Annotated in this window: 12 protein-coding genes; 3 read left to right on the top strand and 9 right to left on the bottom strand. The window is 40.0% G+C overall.

What is annotated here, in order from left to right; genetic code table 11:
• The first annotated feature begins 716 nt into the window (after positions 1-716).
• Positions 717-4070: a hypothetical protein gene (locus J1905_RS03460; RefSeq protein WP_214225835.1), complete on the top strand. Its 3354-nt coding sequence runs from the start codon at positions 717-719 to the stop codon at positions 4068-4070.
• 13 nt (positions 4071-4083) lie between these two features.
• The gene (locus tag J1905_RS03455; RefSeq protein WP_214225834.1) at positions 4084-8832 is read left to right on the top strand and encodes a DUF6443 domain-containing protein; all 4749 of its coding nucleotides are present in this window, start codon (positions 4084-4086) and stop codon (positions 8830-8832) included.
• A 524-nt stretch (positions 8833-9356) separates the two neighbouring features.
• Here the strand turns inward: J1905_RS03455 and J1905_RS03450 are convergent.
• From J1905_RS03450 to J1905_RS03415, 8 genes are all read right to left on the bottom strand, one after another.
• Positions 9357-9989 carry a hypothetical protein gene (locus J1905_RS03450; protein WP_214225833.1) on the bottom strand — a complete coding sequence of 211 codons (633 nt, stop codon included), beginning with the start codon at positions 9987-9989 and terminating at the stop codon, positions 9357-9359.
• A gap of 423 nt (positions 9990-10412) precedes the next feature.
• The gene (locus J1905_RS03445) at positions 10413-11183 is read right to left on the bottom strand and encodes a carbonic anhydrase family protein (protein WP_214225832.1); all 771 of its coding nucleotides are present in this window, start codon (positions 11181-11183) and stop codon (positions 10413-10415) included.
• A 227-nt stretch (positions 11184-11410) separates the two neighbouring features.
• On the bottom strand, positions 11411-12220 hold the full coding sequence (locus J1905_RS03440; RefSeq protein ID WP_214225831.1) for a hypothetical protein: 810 nt from the start codon (positions 12218-12220) through the stop codon (positions 11411-11413).
• A gap of 10 nt (positions 12221-12230) precedes the next feature.
• Positions 12231-15626: a TonB-dependent receptor gene (locus tag J1905_RS03435; RefSeq protein ID WP_214225830.1), complete on the bottom strand. Its 3396-nt coding sequence runs from the start codon at positions 15624-15626 to the stop codon at positions 12231-12233.
• A gap of 204 nt (positions 15627-15830) precedes the next feature.
• Positions 15831-16844, bottom strand: a complete 1014-nt coding sequence (locus tag J1905_RS03430) for a FecR family protein (RefSeq protein WP_214225829.1) — start codon at positions 16842-16844, stop codon at positions 15831-15833.
• Between the two features lie 109 nt (positions 16845-16953).
• Complete coding sequence (locus J1905_RS03425; RefSeq protein ID WP_214225828.1) at positions 16954-17502, bottom strand: RNA polymerase sigma-70 factor; 549 nt, start codon at positions 17500-17502, stop codon at positions 16954-16956.
• Positions 17503-17864: 362 nt separating this feature from the next.
• Positions 17865-19805, bottom strand: coding sequence for a DUF2207 domain-containing protein (locus tag J1905_RS03420; protein WP_214225827.1), 1941 nt, complete (start codon positions 19803-19805; stop codon positions 17865-17867).
• 9 nt (positions 19806-19814) lie between these two features.
• Positions 19815-20363, bottom strand: a complete 549-nt coding sequence (locus J1905_RS03415) for a LemA family protein (protein ID WP_214225826.1) — start codon at positions 20361-20363, stop codon at positions 19815-19817.
• Positions 20364-20508: 145 nt separating this feature from the next.
• On the opposite strand from J1905_RS03415, the gene J1905_RS03410 reads away from it, so the two are divergent.
• Complete coding sequence (locus tag J1905_RS03410; RefSeq protein ID WP_214225825.1) at positions 20509-21078, top strand: dihydrofolate reductase family protein; 570 nt, start codon at positions 20509-20511, stop codon at positions 21076-21078.
• A gap of 118 nt (positions 21079-21196) precedes the next feature.
• Here the strand turns inward: J1905_RS03410 and J1905_RS03405 are convergent, their stop codons facing one another.
• Positions 21197-21655 (bottom strand): hypothetical protein, encoded by a 459-nt coding sequence (locus J1905_RS03405; RefSeq protein WP_214225824.1) that lies wholly within the window; start codon positions 21653-21655, stop codon positions 21197-21199.
• Positions 21656-21851 lie beyond the last annotated feature (196 nt).

Here is a 21851-nt window from a genome sequence, read left to right as displayed (position 1 = left end):
ATATAAGCTACTTTTATCCTTTTTTCTTTTTCCAGGTTCGCTTATATTTTAAGGTAAAATCTCTACTAAGGGGTTCTTGATTAATCAACTTACTAATTCGTGCAATTTTCCTTAAATCATCAATAAATTTTTTTGAGTTCAGTTCGAAAGGGAGCACTTTGAGGGAGTTAGTCTTAAATTTAAGACTAACTCCTTTTTTTTGCCCTCTATTTATTGTTAATGTGGTAGATAAGATGGAAGCATAGGTTCATGCGGGCGGTTCGATCGATCTCCCCGTCAAAAACGAACTTTTCAGGAAAGATCGAACCAACAATATATTGTTTGCCCTCCATATCAGCCTTCTCGTATAAGTCAACAATGTTTTTAAGGGTTTCCAATGATTCGTCTACTATACTGAAGATATCGTAATCAAACGCTATTTTTTGTGATAAGTCATTGATCTTTGCTTCTAGTCTTATGATGGTTTTTTCTCCTTCAGTTTTTATTTGTTTGTAATCATCTGGAGTGATTACCTCTGTCAGTAAAAGTTCCCTCGATGTGGTGATTCATATCTTTTTTATGATGTAACGAAGGGATAAGCTCTTGTTATTAAGAATAATTATGATTTAATATTATAATAATTTATCTTTGTGACCAGATTAATTAGCGCTCATTTTTTTCTCTTTTCATTGATGTTTGTCGCTTTTTGGTATGCACTAAATGAACTCAATCATTATATGAAAAACGTCTACTTTTACAATCGCTTTTTATTGTCTATTTTGTTTTTTGTCTTTTCTGGATCGGGCCAGCAGTTATTTTCACAGGCTGTTCCGCCGCCTCTTGCTAACCTTCCTGTTTTTCAAAGTCCTGATGCTAGCGGTTTTGGGAGGTATGGAGATATCCCCGTCTCTCCATTTAATGGAGCAGTAAATGTCAACATCCCGCTAATGACAATAAATAATGGAGAAATAAAAATTCCAGTAGTTCTAGGCTATGAAACCGGTGGCTGCCGTCCAGATCAGCGGCCCGGTTCTACGGGCTTGAGCTGGAGTTTGATGGCCGGTGGAGTGATTAACAGGCACGTAAATGGTGAAGTTGATGAACTCGATTATCTTGATGATTATGCTTTACTAGCAGCATCAGACTGGACAACATTACCGAAGCCGATTGGCACTCCAAATCTTGCCCCCGATGAATTTTCATTTAATGTGAATGGGATATCAGGAAAGTTCATGTTGAACCATGAAGGGAAATGGATTGTGAACTCTCCAAATAACCCAGGGATAAAGATTGAACTTGAAAGACAGAGTGATTATATCCTCCCAAACCTGCAGGCTCCCTCAACCACATTACCCATTTATTCTGTTATTGTAAAATTTACAATGACTACTGGAGATGGTACAAAATATATTTTTGGGAGGGAACAATCTGCAATAGAATTCTCTGTGCCTTCGCTACCGGGTGTACAGGAACCTTATAATGCTACTGGCCCAGCTGGACCAGAGCGGGTGATTAATTATTGTCTTGTTGGTACTAATGCTCCTAAATGTGTGGCTGGTAAGATATCTGCCTCTGCCTGGCGATTGTCTGAGATTGTTTCTCCTAAAGGCAGGTCTGTGAGGTTTTACTACACACATGGCTTAACTTTACAACAAAACACTTATTCTGAGATCTCAGAAAATAATTTTAACCAGATCGGCAGACTGATCAAGACCTATGATATAAATCAAAATGCTAAAACTTTGATCTATACTTCATATTTGGACCGAATAGAAGCAGACAACAATATAATATGTAGGTTTTATAAATCTCAATCCAAGGATTTGCCTATGATCTTTAAAGGTAAACCGTTAAGCCAAGATAGTTTTAATCATTATAATTTCAGTGGTCCGTCCTGGTCCACGTATAAAATTGATTCCATTACGCTATCTTTTAATAATAAGGTTGAGCGGAGAGTCAATTTAGGATATATCGAAAAGGTAACTGAACGCCTTAAACTTGACCGGATAAAGTTTCACGACAAAAGTGGCGTACTAAGTACATATGAATATGGCCTTACCTATAATGCTAAGAAACTTCCTGCCTATAACATTGGCGAGGAAGATCATTGGGGTTATTGGAACGGAAAGAATTTTTGGGGTGCGGTTAGTCATCAAAATCTTACTGCTGTCCCAGATTTAAATTCCTATTTTATTTCAAGAGAACCTAATGCTGAGTATATGGATGCAGAGATTTTAACAAGGATAACTTATCCGACTGGGGGATATTCTGATTTTTATTTTGAACCCCATAGGTTTTCGAAACAAGTAGAACAGTCACCAACATTAACACTTGTTAACTTAAATCTAAACAAGTTGGGAGGTGGGTTAAGAATCAGAAAAATGGAAACATTTGATGGTAATACAGCGATTCCACAAGTGAAAGAATTTTTTTATGTAACGAATTACATAGGCAATGATACGCTGTCAAGCGGAATATTAGCTAGTAAGCCTGTATATTACGATGATGCTCACACGAACAGCTGGGGTACTTTTAAGAAGTTTTCAAGCGCAACAATGAGCTATTTGAACACAACGAATGGTAATCACATTAGTTATTCGGAAGTGACAGAGAAAAGCGGACTAGGGTATGTTGTTTATAAGTACAATAATTTTGATAATGGCTATTTGGATAAGGAACCATTTAGCTCAATGAGCGTAGTTAAAAGCACGCAAATGGAGTATAAACTATTTGGAAAGCTGGAGTTAGAACGCGGTCTTTTGACGTCGGTTTCTAGCTATTCTGTGGCAAAAGCTTTAGTTAAGAAAACAGTAAATACTTATAATGATGATCCCTCTAGGTATAATTCTTTTGTGAGGGTTTATGCCCGTTTGGGGCCTGCTGCACAAAACCTGATAACTTACCCAATTTATACTTTTGATCCATATTTGAAAACAGAAGAAATTACTGATTATGGCACCGGTGCATTGCCGATAGTAACCAAAAGTAGGTTTACATATGATGCTGGATCAAGGTTATTGAGAAGTAAGACGACTTCAGGGTCAACAAACGATAGTATCCGGACTATTTTGAAATATAGCGGAGATTTTAATTTGACTTCGGGCTATGGTTCGACAAATGAATTGTATGATTTGGATTTTCTAAAAACTAAGAATATAGTATCTGCTCCAGTTGAAGTTACTACAATGAAGATTAGGTCGACGAATGCTTACGTGACAGCCAGTAAAATGTTCCATTACGAAAACGGATTGCTAGAAAGTAGTTTTGATGCCAACATTGTTTCGCCACTGATTTCAACTGCATTTATTGGTACAACCCAAAGTATTAGTTTAGGTTTTGCATATGATGGTCGTTACGAAAAGAGAAATGAATTTAAATATGACGTAAAAGGAAATTTGCTGGAGCAAGGAGCACCAGATGAGGAAAAGTCTAGTTATAAATGGGGTTATAATAATGATTATCAGATAGCGGAAATCAAAAATTCCGCTGTCAATGAATTTTATAGTCAGAACTTTGAAGAACCGGAATTAGGACTAGATTTCGAGGCAAATGTGATTTATGACAATACCAGGCCCCATACCGGTAACTACTCGGGTAGGATTATTAATCCGAATGCTACTGAGATGGTCAGTCATAGTAGCAAAAGATTGAACATCAGTTTAGCGGCTCCCAAGAAATTTACCTTTTCGGGCTGGGTGTATAGCAATGGTCCTACAGTTCAATTGTTTCTGTTTATGATGAAAGCAGGGGAAACTGGATATAATACTTACAATGACAGCATGCTGACTGGGGTAACCAATAAGTGGGTGTATATGAAAAAGGATTTTTTAGTTCCGGCTGATGTCACTCAAATGTTTTTAAGGTTGGACAATAATAGTGTTGGGACAGTATGGTTTGATGATTTAAGGATCCAACCTTCTGATGCCGCTATGAGTACTTATACCTATGAACCATTGGTAGGGATGACCAGTGCCATAGATGACACTGGAAAAACAGTGTATTATGAATATGATAGTTTCCAGCGGTTAATGCATTTGAAAGATCAGAATGGGAATATCCTGAAGAAATACGACTACCATTACAAACCATAAACGCTCTTTGGAAATGAAAACATATTATAGATTATTGCTTCTTCTGGCTATTTTGCTGTTTAGTTATACAAAAGGCTTCAGCCAATCCATGACGATTAGCTATCCAGCATCACAGACCTATACAGTGGGGACAGCCATAACACCTTTATCGCCAACAATGACTGGTGGACCTGCAGCTTCAGCGGGGCAGACCATCACGTTTGCGGGTACAGGCAGCGCCGGGTCTACCAATGGCGCAGGTACCTCAGCTACTTTTAACAATACTTTAAATACAGCGGTCGATGCTTCAGGGAATGTATATGTGGCCGATGCAGGTAACCATATGGTTCGCAAAATCACTCCAGCAGGAGTGGTAAGTACCCTCGCTGGGAGCGGTCTGCCAGGTTATGCGGATGGTACAGGAGCAACGGCAGTTTTTAAACATCCATCCGCTCTTACCGTAGATGCTGGAGGGAATGTGTTTGTCTCTGATCAGCAGAATCACCGGATTCGAAAAATTACTCCAGCAGGAGTTGTTACTACAGTTGCCGGAAGTGGCACAGCAGGGGCTACAGAGGGTACAGGCACAGGAGCAAGCTTTAGCAGTCCAATTGGGCTTGCATTGGATGCTTCGGGAAACTTGTATGTCTCTGATTATGGTAATAACAAAATTCGTAAGATCACCACAATCGGCTTAGTCAGTACCTTTGCCGGAACAGGTGCCCAAGGTTTAACCAATGGGGCAGCACTGTCGGCCACGTTTAAGAATCCGATGGGTATAGCGATTGATGCTTCCGGGACAATGTATGTAGCTGATCGGCAGAATTATGTAGTTAGAAAGATAAGCGGAGGTACCGTCTCTACTTTGGCAGGAAGTGGGGTAGCAGGTTCCGCAGACGGGACAGGTACAGCAGCGAGCTTTAACCGACCAAATGCGGTAACGGTAGATGCTACTGGGAATGTTTACATTGCTGATGACAACAATATGGTGGTCAGAAAGATTACCCCAGCAGGAGTGGTTACCATACTGGCAGGGGCAGCAGGTACCCCAGGTTTTGTGAATGGTACCGGTGCTAATGCCCGATTTAACTCTCCATATGGTCTTTCGGTGGATGCTATGGGCTACCTTTATGTTGCCGACCAGAATAATTATTCGATCCGTAAAACGGTAACAAAGGCTTATTCAATTAATCCTGCACTTCCTGCGGGGCTGTTTTTTAATGAAACCAATGGCACCATCAGTGGAACGCCTACAGTAGTTTCTGCTGCCACTAACTATCAGATTCAGGCTTTTAATGTTACCCATAGCAGTAATGTGGCTACCATTAGCATTACGGTTAGTACTGGTGTTGTTTCGGCTGTTTTGCCGAGTCAGGACCAGAATTATATGATTACTTATACACCAAGGACTGAGTTGCTTACTGAATCAGCTGTAATTGGAGCTACCTCAGACCGGACTAAAGTGCAGGCAAATATCCAATATTTTGATGGACTTGGAAGGCCACTACAGAATGTTGAATGGAAGGGTAGCCCAAACATGCGAGATCTGGTAACTCCAATAGTCTATGATGCTTATGGACGTGAGGATAAAAAATATCTGCCTTATACCACTACGGCTGTTACCAGTAACGGCAGTTATAAGACTACGGCCATTACTGATCAGAATTCATTTTATACCAGTCCGTCCAGTACAACATGGACAGCACCAGGTGTAGTTACTATTCCCGGCAATGCGGCAGTTTCTAAAACGATTTTAGAGGCAAGTCCTTTAAGTCGTGTGCTGGAGCAGGGGGCTCCTGGAACCGTGTGGCAACCGGGAACAAGAACAGCTACCACCGGAAGATCAGTAGTGGCCAGCTACGGGGCCAACAACAGTACTACAGCTTACAGCACCACCGGCTTTGCCGTAAGGCTGTATACAGCCACAGCCTCTGCTACTGTGGGGCTTGAGCATGTTCGTACTTTAGGAGGTACTACTTATTATGGTGCAAATCAACTGTACTTGACGATTACTAAAGATGAGAATTGGACAGGGATTCCGGCCGCAGATGTAAAGCTGGGAACAACCGAAGAATATAAGGATAAAGAAGGTAGGGTGATACTCAAACGTACTTTTAATAAAGTGAGTACCACCATTCAGACGCTTTCTACTTATTATGTATATGATGATTTCGGCAACCTGAGTTTTGTGTTGCCTCCTGGGGCGAATCCAGATGCAGCCGGAGTACTTACCTTGGCGGTATTGGATAATTTCTGTTATCAATACCGTTATGACGGGCGAAAGCGGTTGATTCAGAAGAAACTTCCTGGTAAAGGCTGGGAAGAATTGATCTATAATAAACTCAATCAGGTCGTTTTCACTGCCGATACTGTGCAGCGCGTTGCACTAAAGCGTAATTTTATCAAATATGATGGATTGGGAAGAGTAATCTTAACCGGGGTAGAGAAAGGGCATGACCAAACGCGAGCTTTTATCCAGAACAGCGTTGATAACCAGATCATACGCTGGGAGGAACGTGACAATAGCGGGTTTCAAGGGTATACCAATGTCAGTAATCCGATGAACTACCCTCAGTTTGAAGTAAGTACGGTCAATTACTATGATGATTATACTGCTCCTGGAATTCCTAATAACCAGAGCGCCAGTTACAGCAATAAGACCAAGGGACTTCTAACTGCCAGTAAAGTGGCGGTGATTGGAACCTCCACGTTTTTATGGACGGTGAACTATTATAATGATGAGGGCCGCATAGCAAAAGTATGGCAACAACATTATAAAGGAGGTGTTGTGGCCGCCAACAGTTATGATGAAACAATCAATACTTATAATAACATCACCGGAGAGCTAACAGGTAGCGTAAGAAGACATTTTGTAGCCGGGGCTGAAAAGCTAAATGTATCTAATCGTTTTACCTATGATCACATGGGCAGGCTAAAAGATACCTACCAGAAAACTGGAGATGTTGCTGCGACTCCTAATGCAGAAATACTGCTGAGCCGTAATACCTACAATGAGATAGGACAGTTGAGCAGTAAGGGGTTGCATAGTACCAATCTGACTACTCCAGCATTTGCCCAGACGGTTGCTTACAGCTATAATGCACGTGGCTGGTTGAAGAGCCAGAGTGCACCTTTGTTTGCTCAGGAGCTAAAATACGAACTTGACTCTGTGGGACTGGTGGCTCAGTACAATGGAAATATTAGCAGACAGAAATGGGGCATAAACTCTAGTCTGAACAAACAGTATACCTATACTTACGACAAGCAAAATAGATTGCTGACTGCTTTAAGTAGTGATGGTAATGATGAAACGATTGCCTACGATGTGATGGGAAATATTACCTACCTGGATCGCAAATCACTAACAGCCGCAGTTGACCAACTGACCTATAGTTACACAGGCACAGGCAACAAACTGAATAGCATCGTTGATGCAAACACCAATGCAGTAGCCTCTTTCCAGCTTCCTGGAACTACTGCGTATACGTACGATCTGAATGGGAACATGACGGGTAGAAACAATGCGGCAAGTACTGGAAACAACCTGACGGGTATTACTTATAATCACCTGAACCTCCCAGTTACTTTAACGGCAGGAGGATCAGCCATTACTTATACCTATGATACAAATGGGGCTAAACTAAGAAAGGTAGTAACCGGTACTTCTTCATTAAATAATGATTATATTAGTGGTATTCAATATGAGACAGGTGTGCTGAAGTTCATGAGCACTTCAGAAGGACGAGTGGTACGAAACAGTGCAACGAGCTATAGTTATGAATATACGCTGACAGATCATCTGGGTAATGGGAGAGTGTACTTTGATATAAATGGAACGGTAGCAAGGAAGATTCAGGAAGTTGATTATTATGCCTATGGTCTTGACATACAGCGGAGTTTAATTGGTACGGAGAACAAGTACCAATATAATGGTAAGGAGAAACAGGATCAGGAAAAGCTATTAGATTACGGGGCAAGGTTCTATGATCCAGTGATTGGAAGGTGGAGTGTGATTGATCCGCTGGCGGAACAGGATAGATCATGGTCATTGTACAATTATGCCAGAAACAATGCGATAAGATTCATTGACCCGGATGGGATGTTCTTTAGGGAGTACGAGGACGAAGAAGCTTATAGGAAAGATAATCCAAATGGTAAACTGGATGGCAAAGATGGCCATTGGTTAAAGTCTGATAGAGAAAACAACACGGATGTTTGGGATAAGGCCAATGAAACAAATATCCAAAAAAGCGACGGCCATAACGAATATGCAAATCTTGATCAAAGAGCAGATTTTTATAGGTGGTTTCAATCTGAGACTGATAGCCGTGGATTTGAAACTCGATGGGCAGGAGCAGCTGCTTCCACTGTAGATAAATTAAAAAACCTACTAGGTATAGGAGCGAGTATGACAGGCTATTCAAACGATGAAATAAAAAACTTCGTTAAGTCTGGTAATAAATTAATTCTAGATGATGTTTGGGGAGGCTTACAAAGCTTATATAATGGCGATCCCATTAAAGGCAGTGCAGCAGGTTCTTGGGATGGAAAGCAGTTATTAAAGGAACAAAATATAATTAATAATTCCTATTGGAACTTGTCTAATAAATCTTTGACCATTTTAGATAATTCGTTAAAAAAGAACTATTTTTTATCTAAGTTTATTCCAGGTCCAGTATTTCAAGGGAATTTATTGAGTATACAAGATCGCTGGAAGTATGGCATGGGTATGATGAACTATAAAAGTCTTCCAAAATTAAGTCCAAAATATAAAAATCAATAATGATGCTTAAATTCTTATCTGAAAAATATTATTATATTCTTACCATTACAGTAATTCTATTTGTGTTGAATCTAGTCAAAGAGAGGCTCATTAAGTATATGTTTGACTCAGATGTTCAAAAAATTACTTTGATTAGAAATGTGTTTGTATATTCCTTTTACATTGGTTGTCTCTTCATCTTTTTTCTATCAATCATTTTGATTTTTGATAAAGAAAATAATAATCTTAATAGAGTCATATTAATTGCAGTCCCTTTACTCATTGCCATATTCTTCCTATTGCTAGTAGCAGTTTTTGGAGTTAAAAATTTATTCCCATTTCATTAATTTTATGTAAATTAAAATAGGATGTTAATTTGTTGTCAGTAAATGGTTTGTTATTGCTTGTTGAGTAGTCGTTGTGGTGTATCCGTTGGCCAAAGAAGAAAGATCAAGGTCATCTTGCAGCTGTGCTAGAAAGAATGCAATAGGATTTATTGACCTATATGGGCGTGCTTTTAGGAGTACGAGGAGGAAGGAGGGAGCTCATTGGAAAGATAATCCAAATGGTAAATTGGATGGCAAAGATGGGCATTGGCTTAAATCCGATAGGAAAATAACCGGGATGTTTGGACCATCGCTTCCAAAGACGGGGCAGTAACTGTAAAGGCTATCAATTAACCTTGTTGCAGGCACTTCATTAATGCTCATGATCTCTGTGCCTTTTATAATTGTAGAATCGGCAGATAAATTCTTTGCAATAAATAGCCTTTTTCCGGTCACATAGTAGCCGAACTGATAAATGGGGTGTTGCAGTGATGGTTTTTTCAAAAAAGCAATGTCCTGCGGAGTGAATTTCGAATAATCTATCTCTACCGTCAAATGCCCATCGCCTATCCTGCTGATCACCCGTTGTAACTTAATATACAGTGCAATTGGGGTAATTGGCTTATCTATTGTTTTTCTTAAACTGTCGAATTTGTAGTCAAGCGCTTTTTTAGGTATGTACAGATATAAATTCGGATGTTCTTTTTCCAGTGTGGTTTGTACGAGGTCAATATCTTTTTTAAGATCAGATGGCGGGTACAATTGTTTGGACATCTGATCCAAATACTGCGCATTTACACTGAATGTTGCACAAAAAAAAAGCACAAGAAATACAGGAGTTGAAAATTTCATGTCACTAAGATAAACCAAGCAGACGCAATTTTAAAACAGTATAGCCAGGGTTAACACTTTTTAAGGCCTACTTTTTTACTATCTGTCCTGTCCTGCTATGCTTTACATTAAATCCGACACCGATTTCCTTTTACATTCGGTTTCGTAAGGATTTCACTCGAAAGAATTGCTTTGACTAGTAAATTTTTCGCCATTTCTAAGGATTTATCAGCAATCCCATATGGGAATAAACAACCCTAGCAATTTCCCACATGGGATATCTCATCAATATATTTTTTCATATCTGCAATAACCCGAAAATCTTTAAGAAATTGGTATGTTCGAAGTATATCGGTGTGCACCGAAAGCCTTAGAGGAATCTAGGGCTTTTTGCATTTAATACATTTTCTATTGGAGATGTTCAATTCACTTATAACAATTCGATTATTTATCAGGCTCGAGTATTTCTACTTTCCCCGAATTCATGTCATAAACGGCACCTACGATCATTATTTCTCCTTTTGTTTCCATTTCTTTAAGTATTGGGCTTTTACTGTGAATTTCCTTTATAGATAATTTTACATTTTCATCACAAACAGCTTCTACAAAGGCTGGATTTAAGGAAGTTGCATCGCCCTTGAAAGAAGCTTTGGCAGTGGTAATCGCCGGGCTGATTTTTTGAAGTAATGTGGTGATATTACCAAGTTTAACATGATCAATGGCAGATTTCACTGCTCCACAATATTCGTGTCCCAATACTACAACTAATTTAGCCCCAGAAACCTTGCATGCATATTCCAAACTTCCAAGAATATCATCGTTTATGATATTTCCAGCAATCCTAGCTACAAAAAGATTGCCTATTCCGCTATGAAACACATCCTCAACAGGTACTCTGGAATCTAAGCAGGAAAGCACAACTGCTTTTGGATATTGCCCAAGTGAAGATTTTCTAACCCTTTCTGTAGTGTTACGCACAGTCAAATTGTCTTTAGTAAAATCCAGGTTTCCTTTCATCATCCTTTTAAGCACATCAGTTGGTGTAAGTTTTGCTTGTTCCTCCTTTGTCAAAACATCAGCTACTAAAATGTCCTCCCTAGCAATTTGAAGGGTATCTTTGTTGTTTGATGATTGAGATTTGAGTTCTGTGTTTTTTTGTTTGCATCCAACAGCAGTTGTCAAAAGCAATGACAGATAGATGAAAAATCGTTTCATACCAGTTGAGATTAGTAGTTAAATTTACATCTAATTCGTTGGTAAACAAAGTGTTTGTTGTAATTAATTGAGGTGGACAGAAGGAAGCTTTAGAACATGTAGGTCGGACGGGTACCTTACTTTTTTTTGGATTTGGTTGGTACAGTATTTAAAATACTCTACTAGAGATAAACTTATTTTTTAGTATACCTCTAGTAGAGATAAATGTAATTGTTTAACTATCTAGTTTAATTTTTCAGCCAAATATCAGATAATTCAAAGCCCAGTCCATCAATCAGGGTTGTCCAATCATCTTCAAAAATCAAATCAGCTTCTTTATTAGTTAAATAGAAGATGCCAGATTTATAATCGATTAGTGCTGATATCCGAGGGTATACGTATACATTTTGTCCTTCTATCAATAAGGGATTTCCATCTTTCTCAAGGACCGTAGCTCTATAAAATGTCGTAATTGGGAGCTCAATATAATTATCGGGAATTTCATCTGTAATTAAATCCGTTGTCACCAGGGGTTGTTCTTCAAACACCATTTCTTCCGAAAATGTTTCTTCATCATAGACCAGGTTTCCTTTATAAATAGCTAACCGTATGGGTTCACCGTTTGGCGAAATAATCTTGTTATAGTTCAATATCTTGAACTGATAGGTCCCCTCAATGCGGTCCGTTTCTTCCAGGGGATTTTTTCCGACTACCAATGTAGGGTCAAGCGGACTTTTAGGATATACCCCAAAAACATTAGCCCCCAATTTCAGCGTCAGTCGCTGTTGGATCAGTATATTGTCTTTATCATCATAGGCAATCACCTCAGTACTGTCCTTTTTGTTAAAGAAGAATTGGAAAGTTGCCCCATCTGGTTTTGTCGATTTGCCATCAATGGATATTTTCTTGATATTCAAACTTTCACCCGAATAAGCCCGAAAGGATATTCTTGCCAATAGTTCCTGCTCTTCCACTAATGCTCCTTTTTTGCATCCGATGAAACTAAAGCTCATCAAGATCGAGAACAGGTAAATAGAAATTCTTTTATAACTTGTCATATCGCTTTATTTAAAAATTATAGCTTACAGAAAGGCTGAAACGTCGGCCTTCTTTTTTACGGTAGGTGATATTGTCGCCTTCTTCTTTATTATATTGAATGGATTTGCCTTCTTTTAATACATCAAGCTTTGTGTCATCTTGTTCATAATCATGCATATTCATATAATATCGGGTCCAATCGTTCAGCAGGTTTGACATATTGAACTTAACCTCCATTTTTTTCTTTAGGAAGCGGGCATAAAATTGTGCATCCAATTGCTTCGGTGCCAATTCATACTCCACCAATGCCAATTTAACATTGGCCAGATTGGTTCGATAACCACGGTGGTTATAGCTTAGAGTAGTACCAAAACGCTCTCCCCAGTATCCTAGTCCCAGGTTCAGTAGCCAAGGGGACTGACCAATCAAAGGTCTGTCTTGACCCGGATAGCGTAGTTGGACACGTTCGGCTACTTGTGTTTCCGGATTATTTATCCATTCCCAGTGACTTAGCACATTGACTTTAGATTTGAGCAGCGTCCCATTTGCAGATATAAACAGATCTTTTGCCCAATCCCGATCGGTTATAAAACTTAAATTTTTCCGGATTTCCAGCTCCAGTCCCAGATTCCTTGCACTTTCCATATTGGCATAGGTATATTGGTTGGTCCCATTTCCTGAATGAACCAATTCGATGGGTTTATCCAGGTATTTGTGGTATCCTGTCAATGAAATAATCTCAACGGGCGAAGGGTACCATTCTAATCGTAAATCTATATTATCGATTAAGGTAGACTGAACATGTTCTCCGTATACATAACCGTCTATTTCAAAATCATACATCGCAAACATGCCTACTTCTCTAAAGTCGGGGCGTATGATTGTTCTCGAATAACTTCCCCGGATGTTAAACTCTGGAGTTAAACTATAGGTGGCATTAATAGAGGGAAGGAACCGCCAGTTATTTTCCTTGACACCAAATCGGTGCCTTTGCACATCATCAGGATCTGGTTCGTCCTGATAGGATCGCCTATAAAGCTCTTCCTGCTTCGAATTCAGGCCAAAATATTCAGCCCGAACACCGTATACCAGGCGAAGATTAGTCCACAGTTTCTGATCGGCCATCAGAAAAAGAGCATGGGAACTCATATCTCCATCATAGTATCTACCTCCAAGCGCATCCGCGTAATAATAGGCCTGACCATCTCCATTACCGATATTTTGGGCCGTAAACAGCTGGTCGTAAGGAATATCGTTGGAAGCTCTTTGATTGGTAGTTCCTTCAATCCAGGACCTTGTCCATGGAACCATTTTATTGACATCCAGCGACCGTTTTTTTGTCCATGCCTGATAGCCAACTTTGAGCAGGGTAGATACCGTTTCTCCTTCTCCAAATTTGCGGGAAAATGCAGCACTCCAATTGTAATCCGTTTCATCAATACGGGTCCACATACGCCAGTCTTTAAAGGAATTGCCCGTTGATGCAGAAGAATGGGTCATTAATCCCGGTGTCTGGAAATAGGGTTTACCGTCAATCATACTGGTTAATCTATACGAGAGTTTACGTTCATCCAGGATCTGTTGATTAATCTTATTGATGGTAAACATCCCTTCAGCTTTGATCTTCCAGGGCAATTGGTATTCGCCAGTCAGCTGATGTTGCTGCAAAGACATGGCTTCAGGCAATTGATAAACCAGTTTTGTAACTGTCGGAATAGATTCTTCACGGGGTTTCTGGATAGACTCATTGTAGTTATCACTGTAAGTTCTGGCATACATATTCTTTAAAGCCACCTTAAATCGCTGTCCTTGCAATCCCATATTTGCGACTAATCCTCCACTACTGTTAAACCGATAAGATTTGCCCGCACCATTGTCACCAAGGCCTAGGCTGTCTATATAGTTGCCGTTAGGCGACCGTCTCACATTGTTAAAATCAACAATGTTTTGTTCATTTCTGAAGTTTGCGGAAGTGACAAATCCGAAGCGGTTTCCGTTTTTAAAGTCATACACCCTTCCTAAAGAGAAACGCATATTTTGATTTGGTGAAGCTTTGTATTTGTATAGGCGCATTGCATCGCCGTTTAACCTTTTCGACTGAGCAATGGCATCCAGGTCGTTGTATTTGAGGGAATTTCCGTATTCTGTCGGATTGAGCGGTGTAGCATTCAATTCTGGGTCGCTCAGGATATAGCCCGGAGGCGCATCCAGTTGCATTGCCCGGTTATTCCATTCCCAGGTTTTTATACCTTCTGGCATTTTTGCAGATTTATTAAAGAAGCCAAAATATTCGCTCGTTTGGCGCTCGCCTAAGCGGTAGAAATCTTTGCCAATACTTTGAGTGTTACCACCTGTACCCAATTGTACACTGGTGAAATTTTGCTCGGGGATATCGATGGTATTTACCGATACCTGCCCGCCAGAAAACTCGGCAGATACATCCGGTGTTGCCGTTTTGTTAACCACAACAGAGCTTACCATCTCGGTAGGAATGATATCAAAAGAAAAATCACGCTTGTTTTGTGAGGTACTTGGAATTACTACACCGTCTAGCATGGCCTGATTGTAGCGATCGGACATTCCCCTAACGATCACACTGCGGTTGTTTACTGTTGTAAGCCCCGTAACACGTTTTAATACCTGTCCCATGTCGTTGTCGGGGGTACGGGCAATCTGCTCAGCGGAGATACCATCGGTTACAGAAGCCGCATTCTTTTGCGTGGCATATAGTCCGGCAACGCTTTCCTTTTTGAAGCTTCCGGTTACGGTAACCTGATCGAGCTTGTTGGTTGACGGAACCAGAACAATGTTGAGACCGGTTAGTTGGTCCGCTTTCACTTCTATCTGAGTGATGCGCTTGGTCTGGAAGGATATATAACTTACTTCGAGGGTATAAGTTCCCGGTGCAATGCTAAAACTGTAACTGCCATCTACACTGCTTTGCATAGTTTTATTGATCTGCAGGATTTTTACAGATGCTCCGGGAAGTGGCTCGCCACGGTCATCCAGTATCTTGCCGCTTATACGGCCAGTCTGTTGATGGGGGATGGGTTTAGCTTCGATAACCACAAAATCATTAAAGGGTTTATACCGAAGATTGGTATTGCTTAATATGTTTTTCAGCGCATCGCTGACTGAAATATCAGTTGAAAGGACTGTTATTTTCTTCGTTTCCTTATCTAACAGTTGCTCATAAAAGGAGAATTTAATCCCACTTTTTGCTTGCAGGATCAGCAGGCTTTCTGTCAGGCTGATATTTTTCAGATCCAGCTTTACCTTTTTGCTTAGATCCTGGCTGTTCGCTGTCGCCGCTAACAGAACTCCTGAAAGGGTAAGCTGTAAGCTCAGGAAGATAAAAGATAGCTTCATCAGGAATATGAGTTTATTTATAAAGGCTTTATCGTAGCTTTTTACTACATTTTGCATAGTTTTGTATATTATCGGGTTATTTCATTTGTGAAAAAATCTGTTAATGTGGTGAAGCTTCATAGCCTCATCATTATTTTCACTAAGCCGCCAGGCGTCCAAACCATGGCTTAGTAAATTTTTAGGCCGTTCCCGTTTTGGGGAGCGGTTTTTTTTGAGTCAATTTCTTAGATCATATTCCTCCTGCTTAAAATAGTGTCTGATTTACTGAATGATTACCGTTTTATCCTTTATGATGTAACCTGCCTTTGTGGTGGCCTTAAGTATTTCCAGTGATTGTGTTAGTGGCTTGGTGCCGTCTAGCTGGACGTTCATCATGTACCTTCCAATTTGCTTGTTACGTAGCTCTATTTTAACATTGTACCAGCGTTCCAGAACTTTCAACATTTCGCCAAGTGGGGTTCCTGTAAATGTAAGCTTACCTTTTTTCCATCCTGTAAGCTCAACGACAGGGATGTTAACATTGGTCTTTAAACCTGTAACAGGGTTAAACCCAATTGCATCGCCCGGGAGTAACACCGCAAGGGATTCTAATTTTCCTGAACCTGCCATTTTCCGGTCGACCTGTACTTTTCCAGTTGCTACAGCAACTGCAATTTTCTGTCCCTTAAAAGCTTCAATTTTAAAAGAAGTACCCAGGACTTTAGTCTGTACATCACCGGTCTGTACAATAAAAGGTTTTTCTGGATTTTTAGTAATCTCAAAAAAAGCTTCGCCCTGCAAGGAAACCTCTCGTGTACTGTCAGTAAAGCGTTCAGGATAGGAAATACTACTGCCCGCACCGAGGGTGACTACCGAACTATCAGAGAGGGTGATGGTTGAACGCTGTCCATTGGGGTTATGACTGGATAGGATAGAAACCGTTTGTGGTCTGACAGTCTCTTTTTTAACCTGCCAGAGTCCATAGCTAGCAAAGCCAAAGATCAATACCGTCCACACTGCTGCATATCTGTAAAAATTGTTTCGTCTGATTATCGGGAATGGATTTGTATTGTTTTCATCATGGCGTTTATTTAACCGCTGTTGAAAGCTCAGAATATATTCGTCTGTAGCAGGGGCTTCTTTTTTAAACGCTCGCCAGTCCTCGTCCATGACCTGATCAAATAGCTCTTGTGAACCAGGCTGCTCCATGAATATTTTCATGCGTTCCTGTTCCTGTGATGTACAGCTTCCAGCTATAAATTTCCGGATGAGTATTTTATCTGTTTCTTGTGCCATTTATGAATGCCTCTCTTATATACACACGCAGAAAAAGGGGTTGAGGGCTAATGGCTACTGATATTTTTTTAATAAAAATATAATATGCTGATTTTCAGGGAAATAAAATTTAAAAAAGAATTGACAAAAACAGAATAAGTGTGGCCTCGGTATAGGTTTTGAGGTTTTCACGGAAATAACTGAGAGAAGCTTTAAGGTGATTTTTTACAGTATTGACCGAGAGGTTTGTTTGCTGTGCAATTTCGTTATTGGTCATTTCCTGCTCTCTGCTCATGGTGTACACCATACGGCGCTGGGGACTAAGTGCAGCTAGTTTATTCTGATATGCTTTTTGCACTTCTGTATCCATCATATTGTAATCGGCAGAAGAGGTTAGGGGTTCCCTGGCTTCGGTCAGATCTTCCAGTGGAACAAATGAAAGTGCTTTTTTCCTCCAATGGCTGATGATGGCATTTTTTATCGAACGATATAGATATTGGTCTAACCGCTGAATGTTAGTTATATCTGAATGCTGCCAGAGTTTCAGCATCATGTCCATGACCAGTTCTTCGGCCAGTTCACGGTCTTTGAGTTGCCTGGTTGCGAACTGTAGAAGATCATCAAAATAACGATGGAACAATATATTGAAAGCATCCTGACTTCTTTCCCTGCATTGCATTAAGAGTATGTTGTCGGGTAAATCTTCTACTTTTTGAGCCATTGCCTACAGAGTATTTTGCTAAAACAAAAGTACCGTAAATGGTCTACCACATTATTAAATAACTATTAAGGTATTATTAATAAAGTTTACCGTATAGACTTTACAAATTCTCTATTCAAAGTAAATCACTCCAGTTTACAAATTACTTGGTTTCAATGGTTTATCGACTACCCAAATGCCCGGACTAAATGAGCCCATCTCAGGGCAAATACAATATCACATCAGGCAGGGCAATCATGATGTATTAACGTATGATTGGGAACAATACTTAAATTTTATGGATAAGCATTTTAAGTAGTATCTGTCTTTGAGCACAAATCTTACCAGCCACCACCGCCTCCACCACCACCTCCTCCACCAGAAGAACCGCTACTACTTCCAGAGCTCCAGCTTGAACTTCCGGATGATCCAGAGGAAGAGCCTGTATCGGGTTTGCTATCACTTACCGCGCTGCTAAATGGTACGATTAAACCTTTGGCAATATGAGGATAATAAAACTTGTGGCCTTCATACCAATCAGGACTATAATCTGCTTGATTGAGCAGCTCTTCAAATTTGGCTCCCCAGGCATTTTCTACATCAAGCGCGAGCGCATAAGGCAAAAATTTCTCAAACAATTCTGGGGTGTGTTCTGGCGGGTTCAACATGTTTAAGCGATGTTCCTCTGCTGTTTCCAGATACATTTTAAATCCTTTAATCTTACTTATAACATCAGTTCCTGCTACTGTAGGTGCCTTAATTAGGTAAATATATAGTGCATACATGATGGTGCTGGTTACGATGAATACAAGCGAAATTATGGGTAGTTTGTTGAGGTTAGAAAGGAGCATATACAGCGGAACCCCGCCGAACCCGGCTCCCCAAATGATCAGGAAAATCCCTACTGGTACAGATTCGCCTATCATTTTGAATCCTGCAAAGAAGCAAAATCCTCCGATTACGATAAAAGGACTTAGAAAAAGCATCATCAAAGGAGTACCCGTTTCTACAAAAACCATGAATACAACAAAGACTACAAGCGTAATTAGTGTTGACTTGATTAAATGTTTTTTGTGACTGATGAAAAAGTCTTTTAAGTTAAGCTGCGGTTTTAATCTATCCTGATGAGCATTCTTTGCCGCATTTATGGTTGAGCCATTCGATTTATTGATGTATATTCTATTTCTTTTGTTGAAGAAACGGACGTAAATGGCATCTTCTTCTTTCGACAGTACGTTTGTTAAACCAGTTGATTTTTCAACAGCATAATCTTCTTTTTTGAGACCTTCTCCTTTGCTGATTTTTATGACTTTTTTAACCGCCATATTGATGACCGAGATTGCAAAAGACTTATCATCTATTTTTTTTATGTAAAAATAGCGGAGTAGGGCTGGAGACCAGTTATTTGGAACATTAAAGGTAGGGATGATGACCGGTTCCTCTGGATCCCGTCCATAACGAGACCAGCTGATGTAATAGTAAATTCCAAGACCAATGAGCAGCAAAAGTGTCAAGGTTATTTTCAGATAGTCCTGGTAAAAAAGCTCGAAATTGGATGGCCTGTGTATAATCCCTTTGGTAAAAGCTGAGGCCACAGTAAATCCACTTCCCGACGGTAGACTTTCGGTAGTTTTAAAGCTTATGGATTTGTCAGGATTGATGCTGATGCTACAGCTTTTACTGGTTGAACCACTAGGACCAGCATAGCAAGCCGTATTGCCAGCTAGGGCTCCATTAGGAAGTACAATGGTAGCAGAGGCTTTTTCTATTTCGAAATTCCACTCACTACCGGTAACATTCCAGTAAATTTCATCGTAGGTTTTAAAGAAACCGATCTGTCCTTTAGTTTGGTAATTGATTTCATATGTGTATACGCCTGGATTAAGAATAATATCTTCGTTTCCTATGTATATACTGCGGATGCTACCATCGTTTTTTGTCTTGTAGTTTTCTTTCTTCCCATCCTTTAAAATGCTCGCTATTTTAAAATCTGCAGATTTTCTATCGCCAAATATATCTTTACGATACACGGGGATGCTCCTGACAATGCCACGTTTAATCTGATCGCCAGATGCATAAACTTTGATTTTTTCAGACAGGTACATCATCCCTGATGTGTCAATTGTGATGTCGGTATGAAAAGAAATAATTCTTTCAGATCGGTTGTCCTGCTCACTTTGTTCTGTAGGTGGTTCCTGCGCCATAGCCTTTACGAACAAAGCAGGAGTGAGCAGTAATATAAGTAACAGCCTAAGCGACACAAATAGATGTTTAAGTTTCATATTGGTGATTTAAAAAGAAACCTTTACCGGATCGCGTTCTATGGAATTGTTTATTTCGAAGAAAATGCCGTTTTCGAATCCAAAGATAGATGCGACGAGGTTGGAAGGAAAGGATTGAACTTGAATGTTGTTTTCCCTCACTGTACCGTTGTAATATCTTCTTGAGAGTTCAATTTCAGTTTCTATGCTCTCCAATTGAGTTTGGAGCTGTTGGAAATTGGTATTTGCTTTCAAATCAGGATAATTCTCAGCAAAGAGCATCAATCTGCTGATGTTTTCTGAAAGATGGTTCTCGGCGTTAATTTTCTCCTGATTTTGTTGGGTCTGAAGTCCTTCATTACGCAACCGAACCAGATCTTGCATCAATTTTTGTTCATGATTGGCGTAGCCTTTAACCGTTTCGATAAGGTTAGGAATCAATTCATACCGTTTCTTCAAATACACATCGATTCCGCTCCAGGCTTCTTTCATCCTGTTTTTCTTGTTCACAAGTGTGTTGTAATAAAATATGCTGCCAACTATCAACAAGCAAATTAGGGCGATTAAGATGTATAACATAGGTAGGAGAAAGATAAAAAAATATGTTTAAATAAAGTGACAAATGTAAATGGTTAAAAAACACCCTCATATTGTCGCGATTGCACCTCACATATGTACCTCGTACTCTTTAAATTTGGGATATAAGTAAACTAATAGAATCAAAATGAGAAAGATCAGAATCTTCGAACATATCTCACTTGACGGCGTGATCGAGCACGACAAAAACTATACGTATGGCGGATGGACTGCACCATACAGAACCGCAGAGGGGATGGCTATGCTTCTTGATGCATATGGTACTGGCTTTGACCTGTTGCTTGGCCGCCGCACATACGATGAGTGGTTGGGCTACTGGCCAAATGCAGGGGACTTTCCGATGGCGAACGGTATTAATGCTGCGACCAAATATGTTGCTACTCATAGGCCTGAGAGTCTCGAATGGGGACCTGTAAAGAATCTGAGCGAGGATATTATCGAAGAGCTTCGCAAACTTAAATCTACGGACGGCCATGATTTGGTGCTTTCGGGAAGTATATCACTAACGTCTTTGCTACTCGACGCAGGATTGATAGATGAGGTTGTCCTGATTGTGTATCCGGTATTGCTTGGAAGAGGCAAACGGCTTCTTTCAGATAGCTTTGATGCGCGCGAACTCGAATTCGTTAGCACATTGGCCACACCTACAGGTGTGCTGCTCAACACGTATAAGCATCTTGGATCGCTAAAGAAATAATCTTTTGCAGATTGTACATATCCTTAAGGGCTGCGGATAATATTTGCAGCCCTTATAAATTTTAAAGGAACTTGTTAATGGTTCAAATTGTTATCGTGGCAAGACCAGTTTAGGAAGGTTATTTTGAGGCTGTCGGTGGCTTCACGCGTACATAGATTTCATCGTAGGTAGTTTTTACCCCATCTGCCCCTTCCAGAATACCTACCTGGTGCATTTCATCGCCTTTTACGGTAACTTCGAAATTACATTTAATCTTCTCGTAACCCTTGTAAGCTGCGTAATCCAGTTTCTCGGTATAATCTTTTCCTTTAAGGGTATAATAACCGCCATGTACAGAAGATGCCAGGCGCTCACCGTCAATCATACGCTCTCCGATGACAACCACCTGGTTTTGTGAAGTCAGGATCTTGCGCTGCATAATATTTGTACTGTCTCCTTGAAATATCCTGCCATCTGCCAGAGTCACTTTTTGTGAAGCAAGTTTCCACTCGCCGACATGATTGTTGTTTTGGGCCATTACGCCTGCGCTACTCAGTGAAAGGACAAGTAGCAGATTGAAAAAAAATCGTTTGTTCATTGTTAGAGAGTAATTTGGTTCTTCATTCCAAGATACGCTATTTTTTACTGAATTATCAATGCTATTTACTATTGGAGAGTTGTTGTATTGTTATTTATAACAAGAAGGAAATTAGGGTTTACTTTTTATGGCTGCTCGGGATTTAGACAATACCCAAACAAAAATTCCTATTAAAATCAATTCATATACTAAATAT

Origin of the sequence: Pedobacter sp. B4-66, from assembly GCF_018492665.1 — a bacterium.
GTDB lineage: Bacteria > Bacteroidota > Bacteroidia > Sphingobacteriales > Sphingobacteriaceae > Pedobacter.
Note: the sequence above shows the minus strand (reverse complement) of the source record. Positions and strands in the feature narration are given on the sequence as shown.

What these genes read in the sequence shown, in the direction of transcription:
- J1905_RS03460 (WP_214225835.1), top strand. Translation starts at nt 717, where the DNA reads ATGAAAAACGTCTACTTTTACAATCGCTTTTTATTGTCTATTTTGTTT.
- J1905_RS03405 (WP_214225824.1), bottom strand. Translation starts at nt 21,655, where the DNA reads ATGAACAAACGATTTTTTTTCAATCTGCTACTTGTCCTTTCACTGAGT.
- J1905_RS03420 (WP_214225827.1), bottom strand. Translation starts at nt 19,805, where the DNA reads ATGAAACTTAAACATCTATTTGTGTCGCTTAGGCTGTTACTTATATTA.
- J1905_RS03425 (WP_214225828.1), bottom strand. Translation starts at nt 17,502, where the DNA reads ATGCAATGCAGGGAAAGAAGTCAGGATGCTTTCAATATATTGTTCCAT.
- J1905_RS03410 (WP_214225825.1), top strand. Translation starts at nt 20,509, where the DNA reads ATGAGAAAGATCAGAATCTTCGAACATATCTCACTTGACGGCGTGATC.
- J1905_RS03435 (WP_214225830.1), bottom strand. Translation starts at nt 15,626, where the DNA reads ATGCAAAATGTAGTAAAAAGCTACGATAAAGCCTTTATAAATAAACTC.
- J1905_RS03415 (WP_214225826.1), bottom strand. Translation starts at nt 20,363, where the DNA reads ATGTTATACATCTTAATCGCCCTAATTTGCTTGTTGATAGTTGGCAGC.
- J1905_RS03440 (WP_214225831.1), bottom strand. Translation starts at nt 12,220, where the DNA reads ATGACAAGTTATAAAAGAATTTCTATTTACCTGTTCTCGATCTTGATG.
- J1905_RS03455 (WP_214225834.1), top strand. Translation starts at nt 4,084, where the DNA reads ATGAAAACATATTATAGATTATTGCTTCTTCTGGCTATTTTGCTGTTT.
- J1905_RS03445 (WP_214225832.1), bottom strand. Translation starts at nt 11,183, where the DNA reads ATGAAACGATTTTTCATCTATCTGTCATTGCTTTTGACAACTGCTGTT.
- J1905_RS03430 (WP_214225829.1), bottom strand. Translation starts at nt 16,844, where the DNA reads ATGGCACAAGAAACAGATAAAATACTCATCCGGAAATTTATAGCTGGA.
- J1905_RS03450 (WP_214225833.1), bottom strand. Translation starts at nt 9,989, where the DNA reads ATGAAATTTTCAACTCCTGTATTTCTTGTGCTTTTTTTTTGTGCAACA.